At 71.5% G+C, this 22,460-nt stretch carries 18 protein-coding genes; 9 read left to right on the forward strand and 9 right to left on the reverse strand.

Translation table 11 applies throughout. The annotated features are described in order from the left end of the window. Nucleotides 1–418 precede the first annotated feature (418 nt). The 3 genes from AB0B68_RS23350 to ppc all read left to right on the forward strand — a co-directional run bounded on the left by AB0B68_RS23350 (nt 419) and on the right by ppc (nt 5,467). A complete protein-coding gene (locus tag AB0B68_RS23350) occupies nt 419–1,333 on the forward strand; it encodes a cyclase family protein (RefSeq protein ID WP_357202726.1) in 915 nt (304 codons plus the stop codon). 165 nt (nt 1,334–1,498) lie between these two features. Continuing rightward, nucleotides 1,499–2,551, forward strand: a complete 1,053-nt coding sequence (locus tag AB0B68_RS23355; RefSeq protein WP_357262673.1) for a hypothetical protein — start codon at nt 1,499–1,501, stop codon at nt 2,549–2,551. A gap of 129 nt (nt 2,552–2,680) precedes the next feature. Next, nucleotides 2,681–5,467, forward strand: a complete 2,787-nt coding sequence (gene ppc, locus AB0B68_RS23360; protein WP_357262676.1) for a phosphoenolpyruvate carboxylase — start codon at nt 2,681–2,683, stop codon at nt 5,465–5,467. Between the two features lie 68 nt (nt 5,468–5,535). Here ppc and AB0B68_RS23365 read toward each other — a convergent pair whose 3' ends face one another. After that, nucleotides 5,536–6,369, reverse strand: a complete 834-nt coding sequence (locus AB0B68_RS23365) for a hypothetical protein (protein ID WP_357202735.1) — start codon at nt 6,367–6,369, stop codon at nt 5,536–5,538. Between the two features lie 54 nt (nt 6,370–6,423). On the opposite strand from AB0B68_RS23365, the gene AB0B68_RS23370 reads away from it, so the two are divergent. Beyond that, a complete protein-coding gene (locus AB0B68_RS23370) occupies nt 6,424–7,599 on the forward strand; it encodes a DNA recombination protein RmuC (protein ID WP_357202738.1) in 1,176 nt (391 codons plus the stop codon). 137 nt (nt 7,600–7,736) lie between these two features. Further along, nucleotides 7,737–11,033, forward strand: a complete 3,297-nt coding sequence (locus AB0B68_RS23375; protein ID WP_357262679.1) for a S8 family serine peptidase — start codon at nt 7,737–7,739, stop codon at nt 11,031–11,033. Between the two features lie 74 nt (nt 11,034–11,107). On the opposite strand, the gene AB0B68_RS23380 is transcribed toward AB0B68_RS23375, so the two are convergent. After that, nucleotides 11,108–11,542, reverse strand: a complete 435-nt coding sequence (locus AB0B68_RS23380) for a hypothetical protein (protein ID WP_112581935.1) — start codon at nt 11,540–11,542, stop codon at nt 11,108–11,110. A 40-nt stretch (nt 11,543–11,582) separates the two neighbouring features. Further along, nucleotides 11,583–12,569: a 4-hydroxy-3-methylbut-2-enyl diphosphate reductase gene (locus AB0B68_RS23385; RefSeq protein ID WP_357202744.1), complete on the reverse strand. Its 987-nt coding sequence runs from the start codon at nt 12,567–12,569 to the stop codon at nt 11,583–11,585. Nucleotides 12,570–12,834: 265 nt separating this feature from the next. Between AB0B68_RS23385 and xseA the strand changes: the two genes are divergently transcribed. Both xseA and AB0B68_RS23395 read left to right on the forward strand, forming a co-directional pair. Then, complete coding sequence (xseA, locus tag AB0B68_RS23390) at nt 12,835–14,001, forward strand: exodeoxyribonuclease VII large subunit (protein ID WP_357202769.1); 1,167 nt, start codon at nt 12,835–12,837, stop codon at nt 13,999–14,001. A gap of 45 nt (nt 14,002–14,046) precedes the next feature. Then, complete coding sequence (locus AB0B68_RS23395) at nt 14,047–14,268, forward strand: exodeoxyribonuclease VII small subunit (RefSeq protein ID WP_030328827.1); 222 nt, start codon at nt 14,047–14,049, stop codon at nt 14,266–14,268. Between the two features lie 43 nt (nt 14,269–14,311). Here AB0B68_RS23395 and AB0B68_RS23400 read toward each other — a convergent pair whose 3' ends face one another. Together AB0B68_RS23400 and AB0B68_RS23405 are read right to left on the reverse strand one after the other, a co-directional pair. Next, entirely contained in the window at nt 14,312–15,157 is an 846-nt protein-coding gene (locus AB0B68_RS23400; protein WP_357202747.1) for a hypothetical protein, read from the reverse strand. Between the two features lie 207 nt (nt 15,158–15,364). Continuing rightward, the gene (locus AB0B68_RS23405; protein ID WP_355009434.1) at nt 15,365–16,012 is read right to left on the reverse strand and encodes a DUF4245 domain-containing protein; all 648 of its coding nucleotides are present in this window, start codon (nt 16,010–16,012) and stop codon (nt 15,365–15,367) included. Between the two features lie 159 nt (nt 16,013–16,171). Here AB0B68_RS23405 and glpX point away from each other — a divergent pair, with 159 nt between their 5' ends. Further along, nucleotides 16,172–17,203, forward strand: coding sequence for a class II fructose-bisphosphatase (gene glpX, locus AB0B68_RS23410; protein WP_357202751.1), 1,032 nt, complete (start codon nt 16,172–16,174; stop codon nt 17,201–17,203). After that, complete coding sequence (locus AB0B68_RS23415; protein ID WP_357202754.1) at nt 17,200–18,174, forward strand: DMT family transporter; 975 nt, start codon at nt 17,200–17,202, stop codon at nt 18,172–18,174. Before glpX ends, AB0B68_RS23415 begins: the two co-directional genes overlap by 4 nt. Before the next feature lie 19 nt (nt 18,175–18,193). Here the strand turns inward: AB0B68_RS23415 and AB0B68_RS23420 are convergent, their stop codons facing one another. The 4 genes from AB0B68_RS23420 to AB0B68_RS23435 form a co-directional block, all read right to left on the reverse strand. Continuing rightward, nucleotides 18,194–19,861, reverse strand: coding sequence for a hypothetical protein (locus tag AB0B68_RS23420; RefSeq protein WP_357202757.1), 1,668 nt, complete (start codon nt 19,859–19,861; stop codon nt 18,194–18,196). Between the two features lie 65 nt (nt 19,862–19,926). Beyond that, the gene (locus AB0B68_RS23425) at nt 19,927–20,895 is read right to left on the reverse strand and encodes an NAD(P)/FAD-dependent oxidoreductase (protein WP_355009509.1); all 969 of its coding nucleotides are present in this window, start codon (nt 20,893–20,895) and stop codon (nt 19,927–19,929) included. A 106-nt stretch (nt 20,896–21,001) separates the two neighbouring features. Next, on the reverse strand, nt 21,002–21,655 hold the full coding sequence (locus tag AB0B68_RS23430) for a rhomboid family intramembrane serine protease (RefSeq protein WP_357202760.1): 654 nt from the start codon (nt 21,653–21,655) through the stop codon (nt 21,002–21,004). Between the two features lie 105 nt (nt 21,656–21,760). Beyond that, nucleotides 21,761–22,438 carry a lytic transglycosylase domain-containing protein gene (locus AB0B68_RS23435; protein WP_357262682.1) on the reverse strand — a complete coding sequence of 226 codons (678 nt, stop codon included), beginning with the start codon at nt 22,436–22,438 and terminating at the stop codon, nt 21,761–21,763. Between the last annotated feature and the right edge of the window lie 22 nt (nt 22,439–22,460).

The raw sequence follows: 22,460 nt of genomic DNA on the forward strand, positions 1-22,460 counted from the left end.
CTCCACCACTCCCACTGACCCCCGATCCCCCCCCGACCCACGACCCATCAGCCCCGCGCCCCGCGCCCCGCGCCCCGCGCCCCGCGCCCCGCGCCCCGCGCCAAGATCGTGCTCGAACCAGGATGTAGTGGCATCAGCGACGCGCCGAGCCCACTAGATCCTGGATATTGCGCGATCTTGGGTCCGAGTCGGCCTTCTTCGCGACAAGATCCGCTCAACTTCGGGGAACTTGCGGCGTCACAGCACGCCGAGGCAGCACTTTCCCTGCAATTGAGCGGATCTTCACGGCCCCGGCCGGACCGGCCGTCTTCACGGACCGGCCGGACCGGCCCGCGGATCCCGCGGGCCCGACACCCGGCGGCCTGCCTTGTGTCTCGCGGATCTTGACGGTCGCCGGATGGCGTGGTCGGGTTTCGGCATGAGTGAGCAGTGGCGGGCACAGTTCGACGCGGAGGTGAGCTTCGCCAACGGCGGCGGGCTGCGTACCGAGGGGTTCCGGCTGGACATTCCCGGCCGGGAGATCACCGACGACGACCTCGCGGCGTTGTTCGTCCGGCACCTCGGGCTGCTGATGGTCGCCGACGTCCGGATCAGCGCCAAGACGATCGTCGAGGAGTCGCACAAGGGCGGCCGGGGTGTCGCGGTCGACGGATCCGGCGCCGAACGCCGGCTGGTCGAGCTGAGCCACGTGATCCGCGACGGGATGACCACCCTGCCGGGCTGGCCGGGCCCCCGGATCACCGACTGGCTGACCTTCGCGGCATCCCGCGAGCGGTACGCCCCGGACACCGAGTTCCACGTGGCCCGCATCGAGATGATCGCCAACACCGGCACGTACCTGGACACGCCCGCCCACCGCTGGGCCGGCAGGGACGACCTGACCGCTGTGTCGCTGGACCGTCTCGCCGACCTGCCGGGGGTGGTGGTCCGGGTGCCGGCCGGCATCCGCGCGGTGGACCGGCTGATGCTGGCCCCGTACGAGGTGAGCGGCCGGGCGGTGTTGCTGCACACCGGGTGGGACGCGCACTTCGGCACCGACCGGTACGCCGCTCCGGAAGCGCCGTACCTGACCGGCGACGCCGCCCAGGCGCTTGTCGAGGCGGGGGCGGCCCTGGTCGGCATCGACTCGATCAACATCGACGACATGAGCCCGACGGCCGCCGGCGTACGCCCCGCGCACAGCACGCTGCTCGCCGCCGGCATCCCGATCGTGGAGCACCTGACCGGCCTGGACGCGTTGCCGCCGAGCGGGTTCCGGTTCACCGCTGCCCCGCCGATGGTGGCCGGCATGGGCACCTTTCCGGTCCGCGCCTTCGCCGTCGTCAACCCCTGACGCGACCTGCGACGCCTGACGCCACCCGCGCCCCCTGACGCCACCCGCGACGCCTGACACCGCCCGCGACGCCTGCCGCACGGCCAGCGGCGGTCGCCACCGGGCCGCCGGGGCGACGAGTTGGTTCCACAGTGCGGTCCACAAAACAGACCATAGGCTAACAACGTGGACAAGGAATCGCGCGGCACAACTCGCGACTGGGCGCCCCGCAGCATCGGACTGCTCCTCGGCACCCTCGTACTGGCCACGGCGTTCATCGCGGCCTACGTCGGCGCGTTGCACCAGCCCACACCGCGCGACGTGCCGATCGGCGTCGTCTCCGGCGACCAACGCGCCCAGGCGACGCTCGACGCCGTGCGCGCCCAGACCACCATCCTCAAACCCATCGGGTACGACGACCCGGCCGCCGCCGAGCACGCACTGCTCAGCCGAGCGGTGTACGCCGTACTCAGCACCGGAGGAGACAACGGCCTGCTCCTCACCGTGGCGAGCGCCTCCGGCCCCTCCGCCACGAGCGCGATCAAGGAGGTCCTCGGCACCGCCACCACCCGCACCGGCACCGCGCTCCAGATCGTCGACAAGGTGCCGGTCACCCCGACCGACCCGCGCGGGGTGGTGCCCTTCTACCTGAACGTCGGGTACGTCCTCGGCGGCTATCTCGCCTCGACGGTGCTCGGGATATCCGCCGGCACCACACCCCGTACGGCGCGACGAGCCGGACTGCGCATCGCCGCCCTGGCGGTCTACAGCGTGCTGCTCGGCATCGCCGGCGCGGTGGTGGTCGGACCCGTTCTGGACATCTGGCACGGCGACGTACCGACGATCGCCGCCATCGGCGCGCTGGCCGTCTTCGCCGCCGCCATGTTCGCCAGCGCCATTCAGGGCTGGCTCGGCGTCGCGGGCACCGCGCTGGTCATCCTGCTGTTGGTGGTGCTCGGCAACCCGGGCTCCGGTGGCATCTACGCGCCCGAGTTCCTGCCCGGGGTGCTGCGCGGCATGCACCGCTGGAACATCCCCGGGCTCGCCAACGACCTGACCAAGGCCGCCGTGTACTTCGACTGGCGGTCGGCCGGCTGGCCGGCTTCCGCCCTCGGGATCTGGGCGGTGCTCGGAGGGCTCGGACTCGTCAGCGCGAGCCTGGTCCGGGGTCGCCGGGCCGTCTCCTCCGGCCCTGCAACGACCCGCTCGGGCCTCTCGCCGGACCGCGACGGTGGTTGAGATCACCCCGGAAAACACCCCTCCCAGGGCAGTGGATCACCAGGGGGCCCTCCAGACATCCGTTGCGCGCGGATACCATCCAGTAAGTCGGACAGCGCTGTCCTTCGTATCCACGTAAGGGAGCGCATCGTGACCGATCAGCACGACCACGACGGCCCGGACGCCGCACTGCGCGCCGACATTCGCCGACTCGGCACCCTGCTCGGCCAGACCCTGGCCCGCCAGGAGGGTCGCCCGCTGCTCGACCTCGTCGAGGAGATCCGCGCCCAGGTCCGCTCCGACGCCCCGGCGGCCGCCCAGCGCCTCGGCGGGCTCGACGTGACCACCGGCACCAAGCTGGCTCGCGCCTTCTCCACCTACTTCCACCTGGCCAACATCACCGAGCAGGTGCACCGGGCACGGGACCTGCGCCGCCGCCGTGCGGTGCAGGGCGGCTGGCTGGACCAGGCCGCCAAGATGATCGCCGAGCGCGGGGTGCCGGCCGAGGAGATCGCCAACGCGGCTCGCCGGCTGGCGGTGCGACCGGTCTTCACCGCGCACCCGACCGAGGCGGCTCGTCGCTCGATCCTGTCCAAGTTGCGGGCGATCGCCGACGAGTTGGACACCGAGACCGCCAACGCGATCCTCTACGGCGCCAGCGACGAGGGCCCGGCCAACCGCCGGCTGGCCGAGTTGTTGGACCTGATGTGGCAGACCGACGAGCTGCGGCTCGACCGGCCGGACCCGACCGACGAGGCCCGCAACGCCATCTACTACCTGCGCGACCTGTACGCCGAGGCCGCCCCGCAGGTGCTCGACGACCTGGCCGACACGTTGCGCACGCTCGGTGTGGAGACCTCACCGACGGCCCGGCCGCTGAGCTTCGGCACCTGGATCGGCGGCGACCGCGACGGCAACCCGTTCGTCACCCCGGCGGTCACCCGCGAGGTGCTGACCATCCAGCACGAGCACGGCATCGCGGCCACCGAGAAGGCGATGGACCACCTGATCAACGAGGTCTCGGTGTCCCGCCGACTGCGCGGGGTCTCCCTGGACCTCTCCGCCAGCCTCGCCGCCGACCTGGACGCGCTGCCCGAGGTGGCACAGCGCTTCCGCCGGGTCAACGCGGAGGAGCCGTACCGGCTCAAGGCACGCTGCGTGAAGGCGAAGCTCGCCAACACCCGGCTGAGGTTGCGCCAGGGCACCGCACACGTACCGGGCCGGGACTACCGGGGCTCCGCCGAGCTGATCGCCGACCTGGACCTGCTGCGCGCCTCGCTGGCCCGCAACTCCGGGCAGCTCACCGCGGTCGGCCGGCTGGCCTCCACCATCCGTACGGTCTCCGCGTTCGGCCTGCACCTGGCCACCATGGACGTCCGGGAGCACGCCGAGGCGCACCACGCGGTGCTCGCGCAGCTCTACGAGGCGGTCGGCGAGGTCTCCGACTACCCGGCGCTGACCCGGCTGGAACGCACCAAGCTGCTCGCCGACGAGCTGACCGGTCGCCGTCCGTTGTCGACGCTGGACACGTCGCTGTCCGAGCCGGCCCGCAAGACGTTCGACGTGTTCAGCACCATCCGGGAAGCACAGGACCGGTTCGGCGCCGAGGTGATCGAGTCGTACATCATCTCGATGACCCTGGGTGTCGACGACGTGCTTGCCGCGGTGGTGCTGGCCCGCGAGGCCGGCCTGGTGGACGTGCACAGCGGGCGGGCCCGGGTCGGGTTCGTGCCGCTCCTGGAGACCCCGGCCGAGCTGAACTCCGGCGGCGAACTCCTCGACGAGTTGCTGTCGCTGCCCGCGTACCGGGCGCTGGTGAGCGCCCGGGGTGACGTGCAGGAGGTCATGCTCGGCTACTCCGACTCGAACAAGGAAGCCGGGATCACGACCAGCCAGTGGTCGATCCACCGGGCGCAGCGCGCGCTGCGCGACGTGGCCGCCCGGCACGGTGTGCACCTGCGGCTCTTCCACGGCCGGGGCGGCACTGTCGGGCGCGGCGGCGGGCCGACGCACGAGGCGATCCTGGCTCAGCCGTACGGCACCATGGACGGCGCCATCAAGGTGACCGAGCAGGGCGAGGTGATCTCCGACAAGTACACCCTGCCCTCGCTGGCCCGGGAGAACCTGGAGCTCACCCTCGCCGCTGTGCTCCAGGCCACCCTGCTGCACACCGCACCCCGGCAGCCCGCCGAGATGTTGGAGCGCTGGGACGCGACGATGGACGTGGTCTCCGAGTCGGCGTTCCGGTCCTACCGGTCGCTCGTCGAGGACCCGGACCTGCCCGCGTACTTCTGGGCGTCCACCCCCACCGAGCTGCTCGGCGCGCTGAACATCGGCTCCCGGCCGGCGAAGCGCCCGAACACCGGCGCCGGGCTGTCCGGGTTGCGGGCCATCCCGTGGGTGTTCGGTTGGACGCAGACCCGGCAGATCGTGCCGGGCTGGTTCGGCGTCGGCTCCGGGCTGGCCGCCGCCCGCGAGGCCGGTCTGGCGGACGTGCTGGCCGAGATGCACCGCAACTGGCACTTCTTCCGCACGTTCCTGTCGAACGTCGAGATGATGTTGACCAAGACCGACCTGAGCATCGCCCGCCGGTACGTCGAGACGCTGGTGCCGAAGAAGCTGCACCCGATCTTCGAGCAGATCGAGCAGGAGTACGAGCTGACCAAGCGGGAGGTGCTGGCGGTGACCGCCTCACCGGCCCTGTTGGAGAACTCGCCGGTGCTCCAGCGCACCCTGGCCGTCCGCGACACCTACCTGGAGCCGCTGCACCATCTCCAGGTGGCGCTGCTGCGGCAGTACCGGGAGTCGGGTGCCGCCGGCCGGGCGGTCGCCACCGCACCGGGCGGCCGACGCGCGCCGAGCGACGGCACCGCCCTGGAACGCGCGCTGCTCACCACTGTGAACGGCATCGCGGCCGGGATGCGCAACACCGGCTGATCAAGAGGTACGGAAAACGGGCCCCGGTCGTTACGACCGGGGCCCGTTTCGGTGGGTCTGAACGACCGTCAGAAGTCGCCGCCGCCGAAGTCCCCGCCCCCGAAGTCGCCACCGCCGAAACCGCCGCCACCAAAGTCACCGCCGCCGAAGTCCCCACCGGCGTAGTCGCCGCCGCCGAAGTCGCCGCCCTGGTCGCCGCCGCCGAAGTCCCCGCCCTGGTCGCCGCCGTCGCCCCCCTGGTCGACGCCGTCACCGAAGCCCTCCTGGTAGCCAGCGTCGTAGCCGTACCCGGGGTCGGCGAAGGCGGGCGAGAAGAGCGCGTCGGCGATCAGGATGCCGCCGAGCACACCGGCACCGGCACCCAGCGCCGTCTTCCACCAGGGCGTCGAATACCAGCCGGCCGGCACCGGTCGACCCTGATAACGCCCACCCGGGTAGTAGTAGGGCGTTTCCCGGCCGGGTTGCGGCCCGGCCCGGAAGGTCTGCCCCTGCACATCGACCTCACGCTCCTTGGTGAGCTGCCCCACGCCGCGGGCGGCGGCCAGGGTCGGCACCTCGGGGCCCGGATCGATGCCCAGCGCCGTGCGCGCCGCCCGGATGTACGCCAGACCCTCCAGCGCGGTCTCCCGGGCCAGCCCGAACTGGTGCGGCGTGGACGCCTGTTCCAGCTGGGAGCCCGCCGCGTTGTACCGCTCACCGGCGTCGGCAAGCGCCTGGCGTACCGCCGGGTCGTCGCCGTGCAGGTTCATCAACTGGCCGCCGAGGCGCTCGTACCACCGCTGCGCCTCCGCGCGGGCGTCGCCGAGCTCGGTGCGCCGACGGGCACCGGCCTGAGCGCGGACGAGGGCGGCGGCGCCCAGCGCGCCGACCAGCACAACGGCGAGACAGAGCACAAGTTCCATGTCATCGAACGTACCCCCGGGTCGCACGTCGTATCCGTCTGGCAAGCTCCGGTGATGGACGTCTCGACGCTGCTCCTGGTGATCGTGTGCCTCGGCACCGGCGGGGCGGTGGGCTGGCTCGCGGCCCGGTCCCGGTCGGCCGCCGACATCGCCCGGCTGGATGCCACCCTGGCCGCCACCCGGGAGGGCGAGGGTCGGCTGGAGCAGTCCATGCGGGCGCTGAGCTACGAGGCCACCGCACAGTCCCAGGAGGCGGTGGCCCGGGCGGTCGCGCCGCTGCACGACACCCTGCGCCGCTACGAGCAGCGGGTGGCCGAGCTGGAGCACGACCGCGTCGACGCGTACGCCGAGCTGCGTGAGCAGGTCCGCTCGATGAACGCGGTCTCCGGTGAGCTGCGTACCGAGACCAAGCAGTTGGTGGCGGCGCTGCGCGCACCGCAGGTGCGGGGCCGCTGGGGCGAGCACCAGTTGCGCCGGATCGTCGAGGCTGCCGGGATGCTGGAGCACTGCGACTTCTCCGAGCAGGTCACCGCCGCCACCGACCAGCAGGTCGTCCGACCGGATCTGGTGGTTCGCCTGCACGGTGGTCGCTCGGTGGTGGTGGACGCCAAGGCCCCGTTCGACGCGTACCTGACGGCCATGGAGGCCCGCGACGAGCGCGGCCGGGACACCCACCTCGACGCGCACGCGCGGCACCTGCGGGGGCACGTCGACGCCCTGGCCGCCAAGTCGTACTGGTCGGCGTTCGACAACTCACCCGAGTTCGTGGTGCTGTTCGTCCCGGCCGACCCGTTCCTCGACGTCGCGCTCCAGCGAGACCCGTCGCTGCTGGAACACGCCTTCACCCGCAACGTGGTGCTCGCCACGCCGGCCACACTGGTCGCGCTGCTCCGCACCGTGGCCTACTCCTGGCGGCAGGAGGCACTGGCCCGCAACGCGCTCGCCGTGCACACTCTCGCCCGGGAGCTGTACGGCCGGCTCTCCACCCTGGGCGACCACGTGGGCAAGCTCGGGTCCTCGCTGGCCGGTGCGGTGACCGCCTACAACCGGGCGGTCGGCTCGCTGGAGGCCCGGGTGCTGGTCAGCGCCCGCAAGCTCGCCGAGTTGGGCGTGTCGGACGACGAGTTGGCCACCCCGGCCCAGGTCGAGTTGACGCCCCGGCAACCGCAGGCACCCGAGCTGGCCGACCCGGCCGGTGACGAGGTCTCGAACCGCTCGCCAATCATGTGACAGTACGTATACCCGCATGTCACGAACTGGTCACAAGGGACTGACCAGTAGTGACAGTGCTCACCGCTACCACGAAAGATTCTGCTCACCCGAGCGCCCTTCTCTGAAGGGCCCTGTTCTCTGGAGGTAAAGAGAACGTGAGCAGACTCCGAAATATGAGCCGGCGCACCTCAGCCGCGCTCTTCGCGTCGGTCCTGGCGGCGAGCGCCATGACGACGATGGGTGGTGCCGCCACCGCGGCCGCCGCTCCCGCCACCACACCGGACGCTTCCCCGGCCACCGCCGCCGAGACGCTGGGCGCCCACGACGCCAAACTGCTCAGTGAGGCCCGCGCCAAGAAGGCTCCGACCGTCACGTTGATCGTCGCCACCGAGAAGGGTGAGGCGGGGGACGTCGCCGACAGCCTCACCAAGCTCGGCGGCACTGTCAGCCAGCGGCAGGACAGGGTCGGCTTCGTGCTGGCCAAGGTTCCGACCGACCGGGTCCTCAAGGCGGCACGGCTGCCGGGCGTCTCGGCCGTCGACCTGGACGAGGTCATCCAACTGCCGGACCCGGCCCCGGAGCGCACCGCCACCGGCACCGCCGGCGCGCGGCAGGCCGCCGTCGCGGCGCCGGGAGAGACCACCCCGGCCGACAACCCCTACATGCCGACGAACGAGACCGGCGCGGTGGCGTTCACCGCGGCCCACCCCGAGTGGGACGGCCGGGGCGTCACGATCGGCATCATGGACTCCGGTGTGGACCTGGCCCACCCGGCGTTGCAGCAGACGACCACCGGCGAGCGCAAGATCGTCGACTGGGTCACCGCTACCGATCCGCTGGAGGACGGCTCGTGGCGGCGGATGCAGGCCGAGGTCACCGGCCCGTCGTTCACCATCGCCGGCGGCACCTGGACGGCACCGGCCGGCACGTACCGGTTCAACCTGTTCAGCGAGTCGGTCACCGCAGCGAGCGACGCCCGGGGTGACGTCAACCGCGACGGCGACACGACCGACACCTGGGGTGTGCTCTTCGACCCGGCCACCAACAACATCCGGGTGGACGCCAACCAGAACCTCAACTTCACCGACGACCCGGTTATGCGGCCGTACAAGGAAAAGTACGACATCGGCTACTTCGGTACCGACAACCCGGCGACCCCGGTCGCTGAGCGGCAGCCCTTCGTCGTCGAGTTCCGCAAGAACGTGAACACCACGCCCATCGGCCTGCCGGGCACCTACGACTACGTCAACATCGGCATCGTCGAGAGCACCCACGGCACTCACGTCGCCGGCATCACCGCCGCCAACGACATGCTCGGCAACGGAGCCTTCGACGGCGCCGCGCCCGGTGCCAAGCTGGTCTCCGCCCGCGCCTGCTCCTGGGGCGGCGGCTGCAGCGCGGCTGCCCTCACCACCGGCATGATCGACCTGGTGGCCAACCGTGGCGTCGACATCGTCAACATGTCGATCGGTGGCCTTCCGGGCCTGAACGACGGCAACAACGCGCGGACGAACCTCTACAACGAACTGATCGAGACGTACGGCGTGCAGTTGGTCATCTCGGCCGGCAACTCCGGCCCGGGTCTCAACACCGTCGGCGACCCCTCGGTGGCCAGCAACGTGATCAGCGTTGCCGCCAACATCAGCAAGGACACCTGGCTGGCCAACTACGGCTCGGTCGTGAAAAAGAAGAACGCCCTGTTCAACTTCTCCTCCCGTGGCCCGCGCGAGGACGGCGGCTTCAAGCCGAACATCGCCGCCCCCGGCTCGGCCATCTCCACCGCACCGACCTGGCAGCTCGGAGCCCCGGTCCCCGAGGCCGGTTACGCGCTGCCTCCGGGCTACGCGATGCTGAACGGCACCTCGATGGCGTCTCCGCAGACCGCCGGCGCCGGCGCGTTGCTGCTCTCGGCGGCCAAGGCCACCGACCGGGGCATCAGCCCGGCCGCACTGCGGCGGGCGCTGTTCAGCTCCGCCAAGCCGATCGCGGACGTGCCGACGTACGCGCAGGGCTACGGCATGGTCAACGTTCCGGGCGCCTGGCAGTTGCTGCGCCAGGGCGTCGAAACCCGGTCGTACGTCTCCGACGCGCCGGTCTGCAGCCCTCTCGCGGAGCAGCTGACCATCTGGAACGGCGTGAAGTTCGTGCCGAACCCGGGCCGGGGCACCGGCGTCTACAACCGCTGCACCTCGTCCGAGGGCGGCCACAAGGTCGGCCAGAGCAAGACGTACCCGGTCAAGCTCACCCGCACCAGCGGCCCGGCCGGCACCATCAAGCACACCATCACGCTCCAGGGCAACGACGGCACCTTCAAGGCGCCGAAGACCGTCGCGTTGCCGCTCAACAAGGCCGTCACCATCAACATCAGCGCCAAGCCGGCCACCGAGGGCGCGCACGGCGCGATCGTGCGGATCGACGACCCGGCCACCAACGTCGTCGACTTCGAGGTGTCCACAGTGGTGGTGGCCTCGAACGACGTGAAGAAGCCCACCTTCTCGTACGCGAACGAGGGCTCGGTCGACCGCAACGGCTTCACGTCGTACTTCGTCACGGTGCCGGAGGGCGCCAAGGCACTCCAGGTGAACCTCTCCGGGATCGCCACCGATTCGCAGACCCGGTTCATCGCGATCAACCCGTTGGGTGTGCCGGTGGAGGCCACCACCAGCACCGTCTGCTACACCAACTTCTCCGACGTCAACGTCTGCAAGCCGCAGGAGCGTGACTACCAGAACCCGCTTCCCGGGGTCTGGGAGATCGAGGTGGAGGCGCGGCGGACGTCCCCGGCGCTGAACAACCCGTTCAAGCTCCAGGCACGGGTGCAGGGCCTGACGGTCGAGCCGGCGCTGGTCGAGCTGCCCAGTGTCGAGGCCGGCGAGCCGACCCCGGTGAGCTGGAAGGTCACCAACGCCTTCGGTCCGGTCTCGGTCAGCGGCCGCAGCGGCGCGTTGACCGGTGTGCGGACCGAGCGTCCGACCATCACCGAGGGCGGTCCCAACCAGGAGTGGACCGTCGAGATCCCAACGGGTACGTCGACGTTCACCGCCCGGATCGGCAACCCCGCCAACGCGGGCGCCGACCTGGACCTGTTCGTCTACCGGGGTACCACCGAGGTCGGCCGGGCCGCTGACGGCGACTCGGAGGAGGCGGTCACGCTGACCAACCCGGCCGCCGGCACCTACCGCGTCGTGGTGGAGCCGTACGGGGTCGACGGGCCGGGGACCAGCACGGCCTACGACTACTACGACGCGTTCGCGTCGGCGTCGCTGGGCACGATCACCGCTCCGGCCGTCGCGGTGCCGCTGATGCACGGCGAGTCGGCCACCATCACCGGCACGGTGACCGCGGTGGCCGTTCCGGCCGACGGGCGTCAGCTCTCCGGTGAACTGGCGATCGTCACCAGCGAGGGTGCGATCGTGGGTCGCGGCAACGTGTCCATCGGTGCGGTGAACTGATCCGCTCGTAACACCGGCAGGAGCCCGTCCCCACGTTCGGGGGCGGGCTCCCGCATGTCAGGGGTGGGAAGGGGTCAGGACCGGTGGGCTGCCGTCACGACGAACGGGGTGCCCTGCTGGCAGGTGGTCATCATGCCGGGCTCCACCCGACCGGTGACCTCGACCCGGGCGCCCGGCGTCAGCACCTCACGCGGGCCGCCGAGCAGCAGGTAACCGTCGAGCAGCACGCAGCCGGGCTCCACACCGCCCTGCACGGTGCCGCTCAGGGTGGTGGCCCCGACGCCCGGCGGCGTGCTCGGGCCGCCCGGTTTCGGAGTCTTCAGTCCGGGCGGCACGCTCCGGGTGCCGGTCTCCGGCGAGGGCGTCGGGTCGGGCGTGGGCTGGCTGGTCACCGGCTGTGCTCCCGTCGGTGTCGGGGTGGGTGTGCCGCCCCCGACACCCTGGCCGCCGCAGGCGCTCAGCGCCACGCAGACGGCCAGCGCGGGGACGGCGAGCCGAAGAGTCCTCATGCCGAATCTGACGTACGCCGACCCGAGTTCGTTCCGTGCTTCAGCCGCGCGCCGCAGCGGCCTTCATGTCCCGCCTCAGCTCCTGCGGAAGCGAGAACGTGAGCCGCTCGTTGGCGGTGGTGATCTCCTCGACGTCGGCGAAGCCGCGGGCGGCGAGGTGGACCAGCACCTCCTGGACCAGGTCGTCCGGGACGCTCGCGCCCGAGGTCAGGCCAACCGTGGTGGCCCCCTCCAGCCAGGCGTCGTCGATCTCGTGCGCGAAGTCGACCAGGTGACCGGCGCGGGCGCCGGCGTCCAGGGCGACCTCGACCAGGCGGACCGAGTTGGAGGAGTTCGTCGAGCCGACCACGATCACCACGTCACAGTCGGCGGCGATCTCCTTGATCACGTGCTGCCGGTTGGAGGTGGCGTAGCAGATGTCGTCGCTGGGCGGGGACTGCAACAGCGGCAGCCGCTGCTTGAGGCGGGCCACCGTCTCCAGCGTCTCGTCGACCGAGAGCGTGGTCTGGGAGAGCCAGACCACCTTCTCCGGATCACGTACGGTGATCTTGTCGGCGCCGTCCGGACCGTCCACGAGCTGGATGTGCGCGGGGGCCTCACCGGCGGTGCCGATGACCTCTTCGTGCCCCTCGTGGCCGATGAGCAGGATGTCGTAGTCCTCAGCCGCGAAGCGCCGCGCCTCGTGGTGCACCTTGGTGACCAGCGGACAGGTCGCGTCGATCGCCTTCAGCGAACGCGCCTTGGCCTGCTCGTAGACCTCCGGCGCCACACCGTGGGCGGAGAAGATGACGGTGGCGCCCTCCGGCACCTCCTCGTTCTCCTCGACGAAGATGGCGCCCTGGGCCTCCAGGGTCTGCACCACGTGCTTGTTGTGCACGATCTGCTTGCGCACGTAGATCGGGGCGCCGTAGAGCTTCAGCGCCTCCTCCACGGTCTGCACGGCGCGGTCGACACCCGCGCAGTAGCCGCGGGGCTTGGCCAGGAGCACGCGCTTGCCGGTCCGGTGAGTCGCCTGAGCCTCAGTCACCACCCCATCGTACGTGCCACCCCTCCACCCGCCACCGGCCCGCGCCCCACCCATCCCTGCGTTGATCATGAAGTTATTGCTGCGACACGCCGGCACGGAGGGCAATAACTTCATGATCGACGGGCCAGGCCGGGGAGGTCCGTAGGGTGGGCGGGTGAGCGAGGGCGGGCGGGTGGGAAGCGGCGGGGCCAGCGGCGGGGGCAGCGGCGGGGGCAGCGGCGGGGGCGGCGGGGCGAGCAGCGCTGAGGAGCCTTGGCCGGTACGGGTGGTCAGCCAGAAGGTGGGGGCCTGGATCGCCAAACTGGGCTGGGTGTGGGTGGACGGGCAGGTGGCGCAGATCAGCCGCCGCCCCGGGGCCAGCACTGTCTTCCTCACCCTGCGTGACCCATCGGCCGATCTGAGCCTGACCGTCACCACCAACCGGGACGTCCTGGACTCCGGCGCGCCGGAGCTACGCGAGGGCGCACGTGTGGTGCTGCACGCCAAGCCCGAGTTCTACGCCGCCCGGGGCACGCTGAGCCTGCGGGCCGACGAGATTCGTCAGGTGGGGCTCGGGGAGCTGCTGGCCCGACTGGAGAAGCTCAAGAAGCTGCTCGCCGCCGAAGGGCTCTTCGACCGCGCCCGCAAGCGTCGACTGCCGTTCCTGCCCGGCCGGATCGGGCTCATCACCGGTCGCGCGTCGGCGGCCGAGCGGGACGTGCTGACGAATGCCCGGCGGCGCTGGCCGGCCGTGGAGTTCCGGACGGTCAACGTGGCCGTGCAGGGCCCGTCCGCGGTGCCACAGATCGTTGACGCGCTCAAGGTGCTGGACGCCGACCCGAGCATCGACGTGATCATCATCGCCCGGGGTGGCGGCGGCATCGAGGACCTGCTGCCCTTCTCCGACGAGGCGCTCTGTCGCGCGGTGTTCGGCTGTCGTACGCCGGTGGTCAGCGCGATCGGCCACGAGACGGACGCGCCTTTGATCGACTACGTCGCCGACGTCCGCGCGTCCACCCCGACCGACGCGGCGAAGCGGGTCGTCCCCGACCTCACCGAGGAGGTACGCCTCATCGGTCAGGCCCGGCACCGCCTCGAACGGGCGGTGCGCAACCTGGTCGACCGGGAGACGCACCGGCTGGACGGGCTGCGTTCCCGACCGGTGCTGGCCCGACCCCAGGTGATGGTGGAGCATCGGGCTACCGAGCTGACCGCGTTGCGTCAGCGGGCCGGCCGCTGCCTGGAACACCGGCTCGGGGCCGCCGAGGACGACCTGCGGCACACCCTCGCGCGGCTACGCGCCCTCTCCCCCGCCGCCACCCTCGACCGGGGGTACGCGATCGTGCAGCGCGCGGACGGCCACGTGGTCCGCGCGGCGGCGGAGGTCGGCAAGGGCGACCCGCTGCGGGTACGACTGGCCGACGGCGAGCTGGCCGCCACTGTCGATGGCTGAGTGGCGACGCGGCACGGTGGGGAGTGGTGTGCTGAGATGAACGCGATGACTGATGACACGAAGGCCGGGCCGGACGAGCGGCTCAGTTACGAGCAGGCCCGCGCCGAGCTGGCCTCGGTGGTGGAACGGCTGGAGGCCGGCGGCACGTCCCTGGAGGAGTCGCTGGCCCTCTGGGAGCGCGGCGAGGCGCTGGCGGTGATCTGTCAACGCTGGCTGGATGGTGCGCGGGCGCGGATCGACGCCGCCCGGCAGGAGCCCGCTTCCTGACCGACCGCCGGTGGGGCGGCCGGAGCCGCCCCACCTCGGCACGTCAGTTGAACAGGCTGTACAGCTCGGCCGGCGCCTCGACGACCTGGTCCGCCGGCGGCTTCTGCGCGGCGGTGGCGGCACCGTAGTCGGAGTACGTCATCTTGATCTCCTGGGCGGTGGTCTGCCCGGCGGCCGGCAACTGCAGCACCAGCTCGCTGAGCCGGCCCTGCGGGTCGACCTTCGCGGTGAACGGGACGGTCTTCGCCTGGGTGCCCAGCGCGGCGATCGTGGCGGCGTTCAACGAGCCCGCCTCGGCGGCCTTGGTGACGTCGATGGTGCCGGCGTACGCGCCGGTGCCGGTGCTGCGCACCTCGGTGATGCCCTGGGTGAGCACCGCGCTGCCGGCCGGGTCGACCTTCTCGAAGTCGAAGCCGAGGCTGCGGTTGCCCTTGATCCGGGTCTGGTCGAGGTGCTGGTACTTGCCGAGATTGAGCTGCTTGATGGCGGGCAGGCTGTTGGCGGTGGGGCCGCTCAGCTCCAGCTTGACCCAGCTGTCCGGCTTGAAGTGGATCACATCGAGCTTCATCGCCAGGTCGGACGAGGGGCCACCGATCGCGATCTTCATCGCCGCGCTCTGGCTCGGCTGGTGCACGAGCCCCTCCGCCGTCGAGCCGGCACCGGCCAGGGTGAACCGGAAGTTCCCGTTGCTGATCTCCTTGGTGGAGTCGAGCAGGGCCTGCTTGGCGTCGCCCGCGACCGGAGCACCGGACGGGCTCGCCGTCCCGGACGCGCTCACCGTCGGAGACGGCGTCGATCCGGCGGTGCCGGTTCCGCTGGCGCAGGCGGCCAGTGCGGGCGTGATCAGAGCGGCGGCTACCAGGCCGGCGCCGAGTCGTCGAACAGTCATACGTGTCTCCCAAGGGGGTCACCCGACGACCTGGAAGGCGCCGGAAACTCCGGGCGACGCAGCAGCACCGTCGGCTGCGTCGCGCGACCCGGGCCGAGCAACGCGCCCGGATCACCCCCTCCTTCTTCCCTGTCGACGCGTCGGACAATCACCCTTCGGGCCAGTTGCCCAGATTCAGCGCCGACGGAGCCAATCCACCGGGTCCGGTCAGCGCAGCGAGCCGGCCAGTTCGCGGAGTTCGTTGTCCCGGGCGTCGCCGACGACGATCACCGTGCGGGTCGGCTCCAGCAGGACCAGCGCCTGCTGGTTCCCCCGGGCCGTGTAGAGCTGCCAGGAGCGCCCGGCCAGCTCGGTGGGACCCTGCGGCTGGCCCTGACTGGTCAGCTCGGCGGGGAGCAGACGGTCCGCCGGGACGCTGCTCTGCAGCAGTTGGACGCCCCGCCCCTCCGGCGTGAGGTAGCCGAGCCGCAGGTTCGCACCGCCCTCGACGGTCTGGTAGCGGGCGCTGACCGTCTTCCAGTCGGCGCCGAGCCCCTGCGGCTGGCTCACCGGGAAGACGTTCGCCGAACGTGCCTGCTCGATGGCGGGCGCAGGATCGACTGTGGTGGCCTGGTCGCCGCCGAGGAATCCCCGGTAGAACGCCAGGAGCAGCGCGATCGGGACGAGCAGCACCAGCAGCGAGATCGCCATGTCCTTCGGCGACCGCTCGGACTTGCCGGAAACCGCCGGCGGCGGTGGGGTCGGGTCGGTCGCGGCGGGCTCACCACTGCGGCCGGCGGGGGCGTCGGCCGGCGGCTGACCGTCGGGCGGCGTGCTGTCGGCGGGTACGCGGTCGGCAGGCTGTGCGGGTTCCACCCCGTTATCTTCGCAGCCGCCCGACCGGCGGTATCCAGGCCATCACCGCCCCGCGCCGACGCCCGGTCGGCCATCGTGTGAGGATCAGCGACAAAGCCGGCAGTGGGGGCCTCCCCGTCGCCGGTCGTCCCCGCACCGTCGCGAGGAGGAGTAGCCGTCATGACGAACACCAGGACGCGGATCCCACAGGATCTCGACCGAAACCTTGCCCTCGACCTGGTCCGGGTCACCGAGGCCGCGGCGATGGCCGCCGGCCGTTGGGTCGGTCGGGGCGACAAGGAGGGCGGCGACGGGGCCGCGGTCGACGCGATGCGCAAGCTGATCAACTCGATCCAGATGCGCGGTGTGGTGGTGATCGGCGAGGGCGAGAAGGACAACGCCCCGATGCTCTTCAACGGCGAACACGTCGGCGACGGCACAGGCCCGGAGGTGGACGTCGCCGTCGACCCGGTGGACGGCACCACCCTGATGAGCAAGGGCATGCCGAACGCGGTGGCGGTGCTCGCCGTCTCCGAGCGCGGTGCGATGTTCGACCCCAGCGCCGTGTTCTACATGGAGAAGCTCGCCGTCGGGCCCGCGTACGCCGACGTGATCGACATCAACGCCGGTGTCGCGGAGAACCTGCGCCGGATCGCCAAGGTCAAGGGCACCGACGTCTCCGAGGTGACCGTCTGTGTGCTGGACCGGAGCCGTCACGACGACCTGGTCACGGATATCCGCCGGACCGGGGCGGGGATCCGGTTCATCTCCGACGGCGACATCGCGGGCACGATCGCGGCTGCCCGGGGTGAGTCGGACGTCGACGTCCTGATGGGCATCGGCGGCACCCCGGAGGGCATCATCTCCGCCTGCGCGCTGAAGTGCATGGGCGGTGCGATGCAGGCCAAGCTGTGGCCACGTGACGAGCAGGAGCGGGAGAAGGCGATCGCCGCCGGGCACGACCTGGACCGGGTGCTGGCCACCGATGATCTGGTCACCGGCGACAACTGCTTCTTCGTGGCGACCGGGGTCACCTCGGGCGACCTGCTGCGCGGGGTGCGTTACCGGGCGGGCGGCGCGTACACCCAGTCGATCGTGATGCGCTCGAAGAGCGGCACCATCCGGGTGATCGACTCGTATCACCGGTTGGAGAAGTTGGCGCTCTACTCCGCTGTCGACTTCGACGGTCGTCCGCTGGCCGAGCAGGAGTGACAGCCGCCGACACGGCGACCCCGCAGACCCTGTCGGCCGCCCGCCGGATCACCGGCGTCGCGCTGGCGTCGGCCTCCGGGGTCGCGGTGGCGGTGCAGTCGCGCATCAACGGCGAGCTGGGGGTACGCCTCGACGACGGTTTCGCCGCCGCGGTCGTGTCGTTCGGCATCGGTCTGCTGGTGCTGCTGGTGCTGGTGCCCGCGACCCCCGGTGGTCGGCGAGGGCTGGTCGCGACGCGGCGGGCCCTGCGGACCGGCACGCTGCGGCCCTGGCAGTGCCTCGGCGGGATGTGCGGAGCCTTCCTGGTGGCCACCCAGGGCCTCACGATCGGCACGTTGGGCGTGGCGGTCTTCACCGTGGCGGTGGTCGCCGGCCAGACCGGCAGCAGCCTCGCCGTGGACCGGGCCGGAATCGGGCCGACCGGCCGGCAGCCGGTCACCCGGCAGCGGCTGGCCGGAGCGGTGCTCACCGTGCTGGCGGTCGGCCTGGCGGTCGGCGACCGTCTTGGCGACCTGGGCGCGCTGGCGCTGGCCCTGCTGCCACTGCTCGCCGGGGTGGGTATCGCCTGGCAGCAGGCCGTCAACGGTCGGGTCCGGGCGGCGGCCGACAGTGCGCTGACCGCCACGCTCGTGAACTTCGCCGTCGGCACCGCCACCCTGCTCGTCGCGTTCGCGATCGACATCGCCGTACGCGGCTGGCCCGGGGGTGAGCTGCCGTCCGAGCCGTGGCTCTACCTGGGCGGCCCGATCGGCATCGTGTTCATCGCGATCGCCGCCGCGATCGTGCGCTTCACGGGTGTGCTGCTGCTCGGCCTGGCCACCATCGCCGGGCAGATCGTGGGCGCGGTCCTGCTGGACCTGATCCTCCCCACGGCGGCCTCGCACCCGGGTGTGAACACCCTGCTCGGGGCCGCGCTGACAATGGTGGCGGTGCTGATCGCCGCGCTGGCGCCGCCCGCCCCCCGCCGCTGACCGGCCGCCCGCCGGAGGATCACTGCGGCGGGTAGGGCGGATCAGGCACCGTCGGCGGGCGCGCGGGATAGGGCGCAGGCGGGTAGGGCCCGTACGGCGGATAGGGCGCATAGTGCGGGCGCGGCGGGTACCGGCGCTCGAACGCGCGGGCCGGGTCGACAAGCCCCGCGATCCGGGTGGCCAGCAGCACGCCCGGCACCAGGGCCAGCAGGGCGATCGCCACCGCGAACCGGGTCCGCGACGGGGTGCCGTACAGCCAACCGACGAGCGGAAGCCCGGCCAGGAACGCCGTGAGGAGGAACCCGGTGATCGCCCACCTGATCCACCGACGCAGAGCACCCTGGTAGGAGGCTCTAACGATCATGGCCACCGCGGTGAGGACGCCCACCGCCAGCACGAACGGCACGGCCATGAACGCCAGCATGTCGTCGTCACGCTCCCAGGCCGAGGCCAGCACGATGCCCGCCACCAGCAGTGCCCCGCTGCCAGCGATCCCCCACCAGCGCGTGCCTCCACCACGGCGGATAGCGAGGTGACCGGCGAGCGCGGCGACGGCACAGCCGAGAGTCAGCGCCAGCGCGACGGCGAGCAGCAGGTCCGTCCCGCGGTCACCGGGCCCGCCACCGCCCAGCCGGGGCGGATCGTTCCACGACATGGCGCTCTGCCCCTCCTCGAAGAGGAACCCGTCGCGCTGCCACGAAGCGTCGGGCAGGCGGCGCAGAAACCCGTCCCGGCCGTTGGCGACCAGCACCTCGTGTCCGCCCCTGGGATGGGGGTAGACGACCAGGTCGCGGGAGGCGAAGTGGCGCTGGACATCGCCCGGGTTCGGCGACCGGCGGGCCAACTCCTCCCGCTGCTCGTCGGGCACCTTCCAGGCCACCCGCCAGGTGGCACCAGCGTCGTCACTCTCCTCGACCCGCAGATGCCCGGTGACGACCCGGTAGCAACGCCGGGGCTCGTCCGGAGCGCACGCCTGCTGCTGCCCGGTCTCCTGGCGGGACAGCCGCTGCTTCTCGTCATCGGTGGCGGGCCGCCAGGTGGTCGCGCCGTCATCGCTGACCGCCCATTGCCCGTCCGACGGGCTGGTCGGCCAGTCCGACGCGCTGTAACCGCTGCCGACCGAGATCGCCGGTTGGCCGTCGAGCATCGCGGTGCCCACCGCGTACGGGTAGTTGATCGCACTGGTCGCTGCCACCGCCAGCACCGCCGGTGGCAGCACCACCAGCAACCGGACCAGCCGGGCGGTCCGTCGGCGCACCGGGCGGCGACGTGACCGCGTCCAACTCCACCAGGACAGACATAGCGCCGGCAGGGTGAGCAGGTCGGTCCAGTCGGCCCGGACCAGCGACGGCCCGGCCAGCACGGTCCAGGCCGAAGAGGCGAGTTCGGCGGCGTACCCACTGGATTTGACGACCGCGAACCCGGCACCCACCGCGACCAGGCCGGCCAGCGCGGCGGCCCGGGACGGCAGCCGTGGCACCAGGAGAGTCAGCAGCACCGCGACAAGCGGTGGTGCCAGCACCAGGCCGGCGACGTCGCTCAGCTTGCCGGTCACCGGGCCAGGGAAGGCCACCTTCAGCACATGGTCGTTGAGCAGCAGCAGGACCAGCGCGACCAGGGTTGCGGGGTGGCAGAGCCAGGACAGCGTGGTGGGCGCGCCGTCCCGCGGTGTCTCGGGACCCGTCATCCTCTCAGGATCCGGTCGACCAGTCTCGATCCGGACTCGGGTCGGTCTGGGTCCGATACCGACGCTCAGCCGGCGTCGGAGGAGTGCCCGGGGAAGAGGTGTGCGCTCGGGTCGATGGCCACTGCCGCGTTGTTGACAGCCGTCGCCGCCTCACCGAAGCCGGTGGCGATCAGCCGGACCTTGCCCGGATATTCGGTGATGTCGCCCGCCGCGAAGACCCGGGGCAGGTTGGTGGCCATCGCGCTGTCGACCAGGATGTGCCGGCGGTCCAGCCGTAGCCCCCACTCGGCGAGCGGGCCCAGATCGGCGGTGAAGCCGAGGGCGGCCACCACGACGTCCACCGGCAGCGTCTCGGTCGCGCCGCCGCGCACCGTCACCTCGGCACCGGTCACCGCACCGTCCCCGAGCAGCCTGGTGACCTCGGCGTTGACCACCACCCGCACCGGCAGGGAGAGCACCCGGGCGACAGTCGAGGCGTGGGCCCGGAACTTCTCCCGGCGGTGCACCAGGGTCACCGACCGGGCCAACGGTTGCAGCGCCAGCGCCCAGTCGAACGCGGAGTCGCCGCCACCGACGATCAGCACGTCCCGATCGGTCAGCTCGGTCGGCTCGGTCACGAAGTAGAGGATCCCCGAGCCGGGGGCGCCGTCGGCGCACGGCAACGGCCGAGGGCTGAAGCTGCCGAGCCCGCCGGTGACCACGACCGCGCCGCACGCGAGCTGCTCGCCACCGGCCAGGCCGAGCACCGGGCGGCCGTCGGCGTACGCGAGCTTCTCCGCCCGGGTGCCGAGCAGGTACTGCGGATTGAACGGTGCCGCCTGGGCCACCAGGTTGGCCACCAGGTCGCGGCCCTTGACCGCGGGGAAGCCGGCGACGTCGAGGATCAGCTTCTCCGGGTACATGGCGGTGACCTGGCCGCCCGGCTCGGGCAACGCGTCGATCACCGCCACGGACAGCCCCCGGAACCCGGCATAGTAGGCGGCGAAGAGGCCGGCCGGACCGGCCCCGATCACGGCGACATCGACCTCGCGCATGGCGTACCGTCGCTTTCCGCTCACGGATCAACGCTTGCTGATCTCGACCGTAAGCGGGCGGCGACGGTCGGGCAAGCATGTCCCAGAGGCGCGCCGGAGAATCGCCTCAGGGCAGGCTGAGCGTGGAGCCCGAGTAGTCCGAGCCGCCCAGTGCGGGTCGCCGCCGACGGAACAGGATCGCCGCCACCACCCCGCCGAGCAGGCCGAACAGGTGCCCCTGCCAGGAGATCCGCTCGTCGGTGGGGAGGATGCCGACCAGCTGCCAGCCGTAGAGCAGACCGACCAGGAGGAAGACCGCGAAGTTCCACCAGCTGCGCTCGACGATGCCTCGGGTGAGCAGGATGCCCAGGTAGCCGAAGATGACACCGCTGGCGCCGACCACCACCGAGTTGGGTGAGCCGGTGAACCACACACCGAGGCCGCTGACCAGGATGATGACCAGTGTCGACCAGAGGAACCGGCGGGCGCCGGCGGCGAGGACGAAGGTGCCCAGCAGGATCAGCGGGATGCTGTTGCTGTAGAGGTGGTCGAAGCCGTGGTGCAGGAACGGGGAGAAGAAGACCCCGTCCAGACCCTCGATGCGCTGCGGGATGATGCCGGCGGTGGCGTCCAGGCCGAACGCGAGCCCCTGGTCGACGGCCTCGATGAGAAAGAGGAACGGCACCACCGCGCACATGGCGACGAACGCCCGGCCGAGCGAGGCGTAGAACGCCTCGGTGCCGAACCGGAACGGGTCGCCGCTTGACGGGTGCAGGGTCACTCCACAACTGCTATCAGCAAAAGCGGCCGACCGCCACTCACGTCCCGTCCGGGGTACGCGCGACAGCGGGGCGGGTGGTCGCCCACCCGCCCCGCGTCGACAGCGTCAGTAGTGCCCGTTGTTCTGGAAGTAGGTCCAAGCGCCGCAGGGCGTCTTGTACCGGCCCTTGATGTAGCCCAGCCCCCAGATGATCTGGGTGGCCGGGTTGGTGCGCCAGTCGGACGCGACGGAGCCCATCTTGCTGCCCGGCAACGACTGCGGGATGCCGTACGCGCCGGAGGACGAGTTGGCGGCCTTGTGGTTCCAGCCGCTCTCCTTGGTCCAGAGCTTCTCCAGACAGGGGAACTCCGCGATGCCGAAGCCCTTGTCGATCATCAGGGCACAGCCGACCTTGCGGTTGCCGCTGTACTCCGCGCAGGATGCCGGGATCGGCCCGTCGTACGGCTTGGCGGGTGCGTTGGCGGCGGCGCGCTCGCGCTTACGGGACGCCGCGGCGGCCTCGGCCCTGCGGGCCCGCTCGGCGGCTTCCTTGGCGGCCTGCTTCGCCCGCAGCTTGGCCTGGTACTCGGCGGCCCGCTGCTTGGAGAACTGCACCTGGTGGGCGGCCTGCCGCTCGCGCTGGTACGCGAGGTCGGCCCGGTCGACCTCGAGACTGACCTGCTCGGTCAGACCCTGTTGCTGGGTTTCCCGGTCTTCGCCCAGGTAGAAGCCACCGGCAACGCCCACGGAGAGCAGCGCGACAGCAGCCGTACGGGCGCCCAACCGGCTCCACAGCCGACTCACGAAGTGGTCCCTTCGTCGGGAG

This window comes from Micromonospora sp. NPDC049049, from assembly GCF_040649115.1.
Lineage (GTDB): Bacteria > Actinomycetota > Actinomycetes > Mycobacteriales > Micromonosporaceae > Micromonospora.

Excerpts from the sequence above, each read along its gene's own strand:
- glpX (WP_357202751.1), top strand. The coding sequence starts at position 16,172 with ATGACGAACACCAGGACGCGGATCCCACAGGATCTCGACCGAAACCTT.
- AB0B68_RS23370 (WP_357202738.1), top strand. The coding sequence starts at position 6,424 with ATGGACGTCTCGACGCTGCTCCTGGTGATCGTGTGCCTCGGCACCGGC.
- AB0B68_RS23420 (WP_357202757.1), bottom strand. The coding sequence starts at position 19,861 with ATGACGGGTCCCGAGACACCGCGGGACGGCGCGCCCACCACGCTGTCC.
- AB0B68_RS23400 (WP_357202747.1), bottom strand. The coding sequence starts at position 15,157 with ATGACTGTTCGACGACTCGGCGCCGGCCTGGTAGCCGCCGCTCTGATC.
- AB0B68_RS23425 (WP_355009509.1), bottom strand. The coding sequence starts at position 20,895 with ATGCGCGAGGTCGATGTCGCCGTGATCGGGGCCGGTCCGGCCGGCCTC.
- AB0B68_RS23395 (WP_030328827.1), top strand. The coding sequence starts at position 14,047 with ATGACTGATGACACGAAGGCCGGGCCGGACGAGCGGCTCAGTTACGAG.
- AB0B68_RS23350 (WP_357202726.1), top strand. The coding sequence starts at position 419 with ATGAGTGAGCAGTGGCGGGCACAGTTCGACGCGGAGGTGAGCTTCGCC.
- AB0B68_RS23365 (WP_357202735.1), bottom strand. The coding sequence starts at position 6,369 with ATGGAACTTGTGCTCTGTCTCGCCGTTGTGCTGGTCGGCGCGCTGGGC.
- AB0B68_RS23380 (WP_112581935.1), bottom strand. The coding sequence starts at position 11,542 with ATGAGGACTCTTCGGCTCGCCGTCCCCGCGCTGGCCGTCTGCGTGGCG.